This window comes from Paenibacillus jiangxiensis, from assembly GCF_046098255.1.
GTDB lineage: Bacteria > Bacillota > Bacilli > Paenibacillales > Paenibacillaceae > Paenibacillus > Paenibacillus jiagnxiensis.
Window position 1 is genome coordinate 51215 of record NZ_JBJURI010000039.1, and the last position, 7940, is coordinate 59154.

Here is a 7940-nt window from a genome sequence, read left to right on the forward strand (position 1 = left end):
TGAAGAACATACAAGTTTTCAGCGGAACTGAAGCTTTCTTTAATCGCAACATAACTTCCGCTAAATGCGGTCTGTCTTCTGTGAAAATACGTCTTTAATCAGCCTTCCGGTGGCTGCTCCAGATATTTGAGGATCGCCTGCAGCTCCGCCTCCGAGAGCTTTAATCCTCTTTGCTCAAGAATTCTGAGCAGGCGCTCACGGTCTGTCTGAAGTGGTGTTGCTGCAAGGATGGCAGCCTGATCCTCATACTGGGTGTGCAGAGCGATTCTCTGCATCATAAAGATCAGATGCATCTTCAACCCTTCCAGCCGGTCGGGTGTCAGGTGGCTGCCCAGCTCATCGGCAATTTGCCGGCCCAGTTCAAAACCTCTGAACACCAATTCCTGAAACCAGGACTGCATCGCTTCCGGATCTTCTCCCCTTCCCGTCGAAGGGGGCAGCGGGTTGCCGAAAACCACCGGCACATCGGCCTTAGCGGGAACGATGGCGGCGACCTTCTCCTGAATCGACGCAAAGTCCCGCTTCCAGGGGATGGGGCTGACAACAACGGATGGTACCGGCACATCGACGGGGAACACGCTGACCACCAGGTCATATTCGCCTTCCCGCAGCGTTTTGTTCAGCTCCATCACCGAACAACTGCCGTCGATCCTGAGATTCGGAATTTGCTTCTCGATCACCGCCTTCAGCAGCCTGCTCGTTCCTTTCCCCGTACCGCATACAACAAGTCCGCGAATGCTCCGCTGCTCATTCAACCGCTCATAGGCGAGCTGGAAATAAACAACGATATAACCGATATCCGAATCTGTCAGGTAAATGCGGTAAGGTCCGTACACCTCAATGCTCGCGCTCTTCACAGCCTCGAACATGCCGCGATAGGCGCTGATAATATCCTGGATCATGGGATTTGGCTCAACGATACCGTAGCTGTATTGGGTCAGCTTGCGTGAGGTATGGTCCAGCAGATGGCTGAACAGATCCGGATCCCTGGCCAAAGCCGGATCAATATTGCGGCTGACCGCTTCGATCAAACGTCTGGTAATGACCAGTGCATCCGGAAGCAGCGGCTCCCGCCCTGCCCTTGTATCCACAGATAAAGGTATTCTGCTGACAGCCTGCAAACAGATGAACCAGATATCCTGATCGGTGATTTCTTTGCCCGATGTTTGGAAAAATCCGGTCAGCACCCGTTTGAAGATACTGAATACCTTTGTTTCATCCCCCGGCATCCTGTTATTCTCCCGAAAAGCTTCGCCAGCACCGCCGGAGGATTTGACGATACACAGCCTGATAAATATCCCGATGACGGCCTGATCGGACAGTAGCACTCCTATGCTGCGCTCCGTCTCCTCCACCAAATCCCCGACCGCCGCAAACACAGCGTTAAGGTCGCCGGCCGGCCGCAAAAACTGTTCCAGAATCGGGGTGAAATGAATGCGCGGTTTCTGTCTGGATGCTGCGCCATGCACGATTTGCAGCATATCGCCGCCATCGAGCAGACTGTAAACGAGCTGCTCCAGCATCAGTCTTTTCTGTGCGCCTGAGCCGATACTTTTTACGCCCTTGCGCGATCTTTCAAGCTGAAGATGCCATTCCTGCAGCAACAGTTCAGCTTGAGCCAGATCGGATAGAGCCGTGTTGCGGGTGATGCCCAAATGGGAGGCGATTCGTCCGATTGTGGTCTCTTCTTCCCGCAGCAGCAGCTCCATGGTCACATATTGGATTCTCTCCTGCTGGCTCAGTACGGTATGATGTTTATCCGCATCCATTTTGCGCAGCAGGTGGTCCCGTTCCTCTTCCGGGCATTCAATCCAGATGCCTGTGCTGGGCTTTGACTTGATCTCGACTCCTTCGCCGGCGAGCCACATTCGTATGCTTTCGATGTCATATTTAATCGTGCGCTCACTGACGCCGAATTCAGTGGCACAATCCTTGATCCGTACCGGATTCGGGGTGTACAGTATTTTTTTCAGCAGCGCACGGGTCCGGGTCACCATGGTCATTTCCCAACACCTCCTGTTTATCCGCAAGGCTGTGCAGCCCGCTTTATCCTACTCGAGATCGGATTCGAGCAGCTCCCCGAGCTCCTTCAGCGCTTCCTCCTCCTGATCTCCCGCCGTGATCAGCAGGATCTGGTCGCCGTATTTCATTTCAAGAGAAAGCACGCCGATAATGCTCTTCGCATTGACCTCCTTGGAGCCCTTGACGATCTTTACCTCGCACGGATACTGCAGCGCTTTTTTGGTAACCGCTCCGGCAGGCCTTGAATGAATGCCGAGCGGATTTTGAATAGTCAATTCTTTTTGCATGTTATTATCTCCTTGAATTTTGTAAATGGCTAGCCCCCGCTTGATATGAGAAATGTCACTTTTAATAACATTCATAAAAATGTAAGCGATTCATTTTTGGCCACCAGTTTTTGAAAGCAATTTCATTTTGGAAATGAGTTAATTAAATTAACATCACATTAACGGTTTTAGCCCAATTTGAATAGATCAAATCTTTTTCACCGGCAATGGTGCAGTATTTTTTACACACAGTTAATGGAAGCTCAATTCAATTGATCAAAAAAGGGCAAAATCAAAGAAAGTCAAAATCTGTGCTCTATAATGAGCTCTTTTCAGGAAAAACAGCTATATTTACATAATTACAGCTTTTGCTGCACAAACTGTTGAGGCATATAATAAAAACGTTAGGAAAATAATCACTATGTAGGAGGACTGAGACGTATGTTTGATCTGGTTCCATTCCGCAAACGCAGTGAAGAACTGTTCGATCAAATGGTGAAGTCGTTCAACGATGTGATGGACGACAGTGTGTTGTCGTCGTTCAATGGTGTTACACAGCCGTTCCGGATCGATATAAGAGAAATGGATGATAAATATATCGTTGAGGCTGAGCTTCCCGGCGTGACCAGAGAGAATATCGATATTGATGTCGACCAGAGCTACCTGACTATCCGTGCAAAACGCAATGAACTGCAAGAGCAAAAAGACGAAAGCAACCGAATCATCCGCAGAGAACGCCGGACAGGTGAATTCGTTCGCCGCTTTTATGTGGAAAACATCGTCGATGATGCCATTAAAGCTACACTTCAGGACGGCATCCTCAAACTTGAAGTCCCAAAGCGGGTACCTAGTACGTCGCAGCGCAAACATATTAATGTAGAATAATTTGGATACAAGACAGCCTGGTCCATTCTTTTGGGCCGGGCGTTTTTTTTGTGCTGAAGCACCGCTAAGATACTATACAGGAGAAACGGTTTCCGTTTGGTAAAAAAATAGGTAAAATAGGAAGGTGTAGATATGCTTTTACAAGCAAAATGAGCAGAGATGAAGAAAGGAAATCCATCGACATGATAATTAAGCCAAGAACACGCGGTTTTATTTGTACAACGGCACATCCGACAGGCTGTGCGCAGCAGGTGCAGAACCAGATCAATTATGTAAAAAATCAGCCGGCTGTCAAAGGGCCGCGCAACGTGCTGGTGATCGGAGCATCCACAGGTTACGGGCTCTCCTCGCGCATTGTAGCCGCCTTTGGCGCAGGCGCCAACACAATCGGTGTGTACCGGAACGGCGAATCCGTCAAAGGGCGTACCGCATCGGCGGGCTGGTACAACTCCGCAGCCTTTGAAAAAGCCGCCCAGGAAGCAGGACTGCAATCCATCAGCGTAACGGGCGACGCCTTCTCCGAGGAAACAAAGCAGAAAACGATCGATACGATCCGGGCCGAGCTGGGACAGGTTGACCTGGTGATCTACAGCGTCGCTTCCGCCCGCCGCACCGATCCGCAGACCGGTGAAGCGAAAAACTCTGTTCTGAAACCCATCGGACAGCCCTACTCCAACAAAACGGTGAATTTCCACAATGGTGAAGTCAGCGAAGTAACCATTGAACCTGCCACCGAAGAGGAAATTGCCGACACAGTCGCCGTCATGGGCGGAGAAGACTGGCAGATGTGGATCGATCGTCTCCAGGAAGCCGGCGTGCTCGCAGCCGATGCCATTACGGTCGCCTATTCTTACATAGGCCCTGATGTTACGCAGGCCATTTACCGCGAAGGGTCCATCGGACGCGCGAAAGATCATCTGGAGGCGACCGCACATCGGCTGAATGAGCAGCTCGCTGCAGGCGGCGGACGGGCCTACGTCACGGTCAGCAAAGCGCTCGTTACCCAGTCCAGCTCCGCGATTCCGGTCGTGCCCCTGTATGTATCAGCGTTGTACAAGGTCATGAAGGAAAAAGGGCTGCATGAAGGAACTATTGAGCAAATGTACCGTCTGTTCGATCTCCTCTATAAGCAAAGCGAGACCCCTGTCGACGCCGAGGGACGCATCCGCATCGATGACTGGGAGATGCGCGCGGACGTGCAGGAAGAGGTGGCGAAGTTGTGGTCTGAGGTGGCGACGGAAAATATTTACGAGCTGACCGATCTGGAGGGCTACCGCCGCGAATTTTTCCAGCTGTTCGGCTTTGAGACTGAGGGTGTGGATTACGAAGCCGATGTAGATCCGGAAGTAGAGGTGCCGGGAGTAAGGTGAGCTTCAGCTTTTCTGTTCTGAGGCGCTCCGAGAACGAAGCATTCCTCCAATCGCTCTTGTCCCCAAATTTCCTGATTATGATTTATCGGTAGAAATTCGGGGACAAATGCGACCGCTCCGCTTTATCCGGAATTGCTTCGTTCTCTCCGCTGACTGCGTGCGTCCCCCTACTGAAATGCACTCGTAGCAATCGCTACTCCAAGGGAATCTCCTACGCTTCCGGGGTGGGATAAAGTAGTTAAGAACAGGGTCAGTGATCCCCTTGTTCTCGATTTTTTTGCACTGCAAAGGCGGCCGGGAGCATCCTCCTGACCGCCTTTTGCATCAATAGAATTATTGTGATTATTTTGTAATACTAACAAATTAGTTTATCTCGATAGCATCAGAGTCTAAGGCTAACAGTTTGAAAATACTCAAACTTCATTTCATCATCTTGATTTTCTTTGGACATCTCTTTGAACCAATCTTCATCTTTCATCTCTTCAGTGAAGATACCTGACCTCCATAATGACAAACCCAATTGAGGGAAATAATATGTATATCCAAGTTCCCAGTCGGTTCCGTCATAAGGGAAATCTTTATCTATAGTGGCGACTAGCTCAATGGCTTTAGTTCTAAATACGGTTACACCTCGATATAGAAAATTGAATTCTTCATCAACATGAGAAGCAACTTCTATGAAATTAATTTTATCATCGGTGTTATACTCGACTTTGAAAATATAATGGAAATATTCAGGGTCATGTTGTTTATTATATTGAACTGTATATTTTTGTATCTCTTCCTCATATTCCTTCGGTCTCATACCCAACTTAATATTTCCAATTCCAATATTGGGTTCAACAATTAAGTTATCCATAAGAGTACCCCATAAAATAGTTTGAATTCCGAAATAGCTTTCTGTTAAGAGGATTAATGTAACTAAATCATTTCAACGGAACCTGCTCGGACAAGCGCTGGAATGTTTGCAGATGCGGTTTCATTTGCGGGAGAATGCTTTGCAGATAGCTGAGAGCGGCCTCGTTTTTCTTTTGTGCGGCTGCACTGTCCTCCGGAATGATCGAGTACTTTTTCACCATTTTGCCCTTGGTGTAATCAATTGTCAGGAAGTTGCCCTTCTTCCAGGCTTGGAGCAGATTATCATTGGAGCCGTACATTTGCACGGACATGGTGCTGTCCTTGTAGTTATAGCTGAAATCCGGGTCCGCCACGGCGTGGATGACCGTATATCCTGCGCCCAGCTGATCCTTGGCAAAGCTGCCTGTCTGAATCAGATGATATACGACCTCATCGGTCTGCAGATCTACCCGCTTCTCCGTCAGCTGTCCCTCACCCGATTTACGGTCATTTTTCCAACTCCCGTTGTAGACCGTTTTGCACCATTGCCCTTCTTTTTCATACAGGTTTACATATTTTCCGCTGCCCGAGCGCTGGCCTGCCACCCAATCCCCCGAGTAAGATTTATAATTCGACCATTTCATGGTTCCTTTCCCTTGCGGCTTGCCGTCCTTGACCTCCCCGTAATACACGGCATTTCCCAGCTCAAGCGTTTGCTTTAGCGCAGCAGCTTCTGCGGCCTTGGCCGATTGTGCTGGCAACATCGCTACACCCAATGACAAACCAAGTGTGATCCCCCATACGATCAATACGCTCTTCTTCAAGTTCAGCATCCCCTTTATGTTAGGAAAATGAAATTTTAGCATTGTCCTTTCTTTGCAAGAGGTTAGACTCCTTTGTGGTCCAAAAAGTTCCACCTCACATGAAAAATAAGCCTTTTGAACGAATGGAAAGCAAGAATGATATAATGTCCCTTAATACCACACGATGAAAGCGTGATCTATTTGCGAGTTGACTATTATAACCGTGCCCGGCCCTTGCATGAGCCGGACGGTCTGCATCTGATTTTTTGGGGTAGAGAGACCTGCGCTCCCAAGCATTTCTTCGGTCCCGGCATGCGCGAATTTTATAAGGTTCATTTTGTACATTCCGGACAGGGGATTGTACGGACAGAAGGCAGGACGTATGAGGTATACCCGGGCCAGGGATTTTTGTCCTACCCGGATACGATGTTCTACTATGAGGCCGATGCCGATCATCCATGGACCTATTCCTGGATTGCTTTCCAGGGCAAGCAGGCGGAGGAAATTCTGTCGAGAACCGCTCTCAGCAAGGAAAGGCCTGTTTTTCCGATGGATGTCATGCTGATGCCCAAGCTGTATGACACACTCGTTCAGCTGCAGCAGCAATCTCCTTCCGAGGATTTGCGCATTCAGATGGCTTTGCTGGATTTTTTGTCTACCTTGATCGAGGTTTTCCCGTCATCCCAGGCTGAACGGGTGCAGCGGCGGACACAGACGGAATATATTCAGCGCAGCCTGGAATTTCTCCATGCCCACTACAATGAGCAGATTTCGATAGAACAGCTTGCCTCCATGCTGGGACTGGACCGGAAATATGTATCTGCCCTTTTTAAAAAAGAGCTCGGCCTGCCACCCCGGCAGTACCTGCTTCAATACCGGATGAATCGTGCATGCGAAATGCTTAGAGAAGGTCGCTACACCGTCGGTGAAGTAGCCCATTCGGTGGGATATCAGGACATCCCTTTATTCTCCAAAATGTTCAAAAAAACGATCGGCATATCACCCAAGAGCTATAAGAAAAACGTCTATTCGACGTAATTCAAAGAAGCCAGACCGCATTTAGCGGAAGTTTTTCTTGCGATGATAGAATTGTTCAGCTCCGCTGAAAACTTATAACTCAACTTTCGCAGAGCACAAATCCAATTAAACCTTTGTAGTTGCTGGGTTCTGAGGAATTCGAATCCCCTCCTTGCAAGTTTGCCGATTTCATGCTGCGAAAGTTAAGGCTTGACAGTCAAGCCGCCCGTCGACTGTGGCAGGGCATGTGAACTCGCTGCCCAGGAGCTTTGCACGATTATCCCATTGGATCAGGTAAAGAAAAACAGAAAACCGGGAACCAAAAATATACTTTAGGCACGTTAAAGAAAATAACGGATCAAGTGAGGCACGAAAATGCCTGTTGTTACGCTATTCAGGGCAATCGAATGGGTCTATTATTTTTTTATCGTGCCTGTTGGGCAAGCAGATCGATTCGAGATTACGAGGCGATCTTAGAAGAAAGCAGAGCGTTTAGGTGATGTGAATCAGACCGAGAGAAGGAGGGGGAGCAAGGCCTCAAAAAAAATAAAAGATCCTGGTCCTCGTTGCCGCTTGAACCTGATTTTTTCCGATGTCCTCATTCATGCTAACCCACACCGTTCAAGCCACGCACATCATGCTCACCTTTCCTCGTTCAAGCATTGTGATCAGGACGCAGCCGCAAGAGGCTGAACCGGTTGGCGCGCGATCAGTCGGCGGTAAGGGATCGCCGGAATCGC

At 48.9% G+C, this 7940-nt stretch carries 7 protein-coding genes; 3 read left to right on the forward strand and 4 right to left on the reverse strand.

The features are described 5' to 3' along the window. Positions 1-98 precede the first annotated feature (98 nt). Both ACI1P2_RS27670 and ACI1P2_RS27675 read right to left on the reverse strand, forming a co-directional pair. Complete coding sequence (locus ACI1P2_RS27670) at positions 99-2003, reverse strand: BglG family transcription antiterminator (RefSeq protein ID WP_355326077.1); 1905 nt, start codon at positions 2001-2003, stop codon at positions 99-101. Between the two features lie 48 nt (positions 2004-2051). Next, positions 2052-2309 carry an HPr family phosphocarrier protein gene (locus ACI1P2_RS27675; RefSeq protein WP_355326080.1) on the reverse strand — a complete coding sequence of 86 codons (258 nt, stop codon included), beginning with the start codon at positions 2307-2309 and terminating at the stop codon, positions 2052-2054. Between the two features lie 420 nt (positions 2310-2729). Here ACI1P2_RS27675 and ACI1P2_RS27680 point away from each other — a divergent pair, with 420 nt between their 5' ends. Further along, positions 2730-3173, forward strand: coding sequence for an Hsp20/alpha crystallin family protein (locus ACI1P2_RS27680; RefSeq protein WP_355326083.1), 444 nt, complete (start codon positions 2730-2732; stop codon positions 3171-3173). Positions 3174-3355: 182 nt separating this feature from the next. Continuing rightward, a complete protein-coding gene (fabV, locus tag ACI1P2_RS27685; protein ID WP_355326086.1) occupies positions 3356-4543 on the forward strand; it encodes an enoyl-ACP reductase FabV in 1188 nt (395 codons plus the stop codon). A 382-nt stretch (positions 4544-4925) separates the two neighbouring features. Here the strand turns inward: fabV and ACI1P2_RS27690 are convergent, their stop codons facing one another. Together ACI1P2_RS27690 and ACI1P2_RS27695 are read right to left on the reverse strand one after the other, a co-directional pair. Continuing rightward, the gene (locus tag ACI1P2_RS27690) at positions 4926-5402 is read right to left on the reverse strand and encodes a hypothetical protein (RefSeq protein ID WP_355326088.1); all 477 of its coding nucleotides are present in this window, start codon (positions 5400-5402) and stop codon (positions 4926-4928) included. A gap of 67 nt (positions 5403-5469) precedes the next feature. Next, positions 5470-6204, reverse strand: coding sequence for an MORN repeat-containing protein (locus ACI1P2_RS27695; RefSeq protein ID WP_355326091.1), 735 nt, complete (start codon positions 6202-6204; stop codon positions 5470-5472). Positions 6205-6375: 171 nt separating this feature from the next. On the opposite strand from ACI1P2_RS27695, the gene ACI1P2_RS27700 reads away from it, so the two are divergent. Beyond that, positions 6376-7221 (forward strand): AraC family transcriptional regulator, encoded by an 846-nt coding sequence (locus tag ACI1P2_RS27700; protein ID WP_355326094.1) that lies wholly within the window; start codon positions 6376-6378, stop codon positions 7219-7221. Positions 7222-7940: the final 719 nt, after the last annotated feature.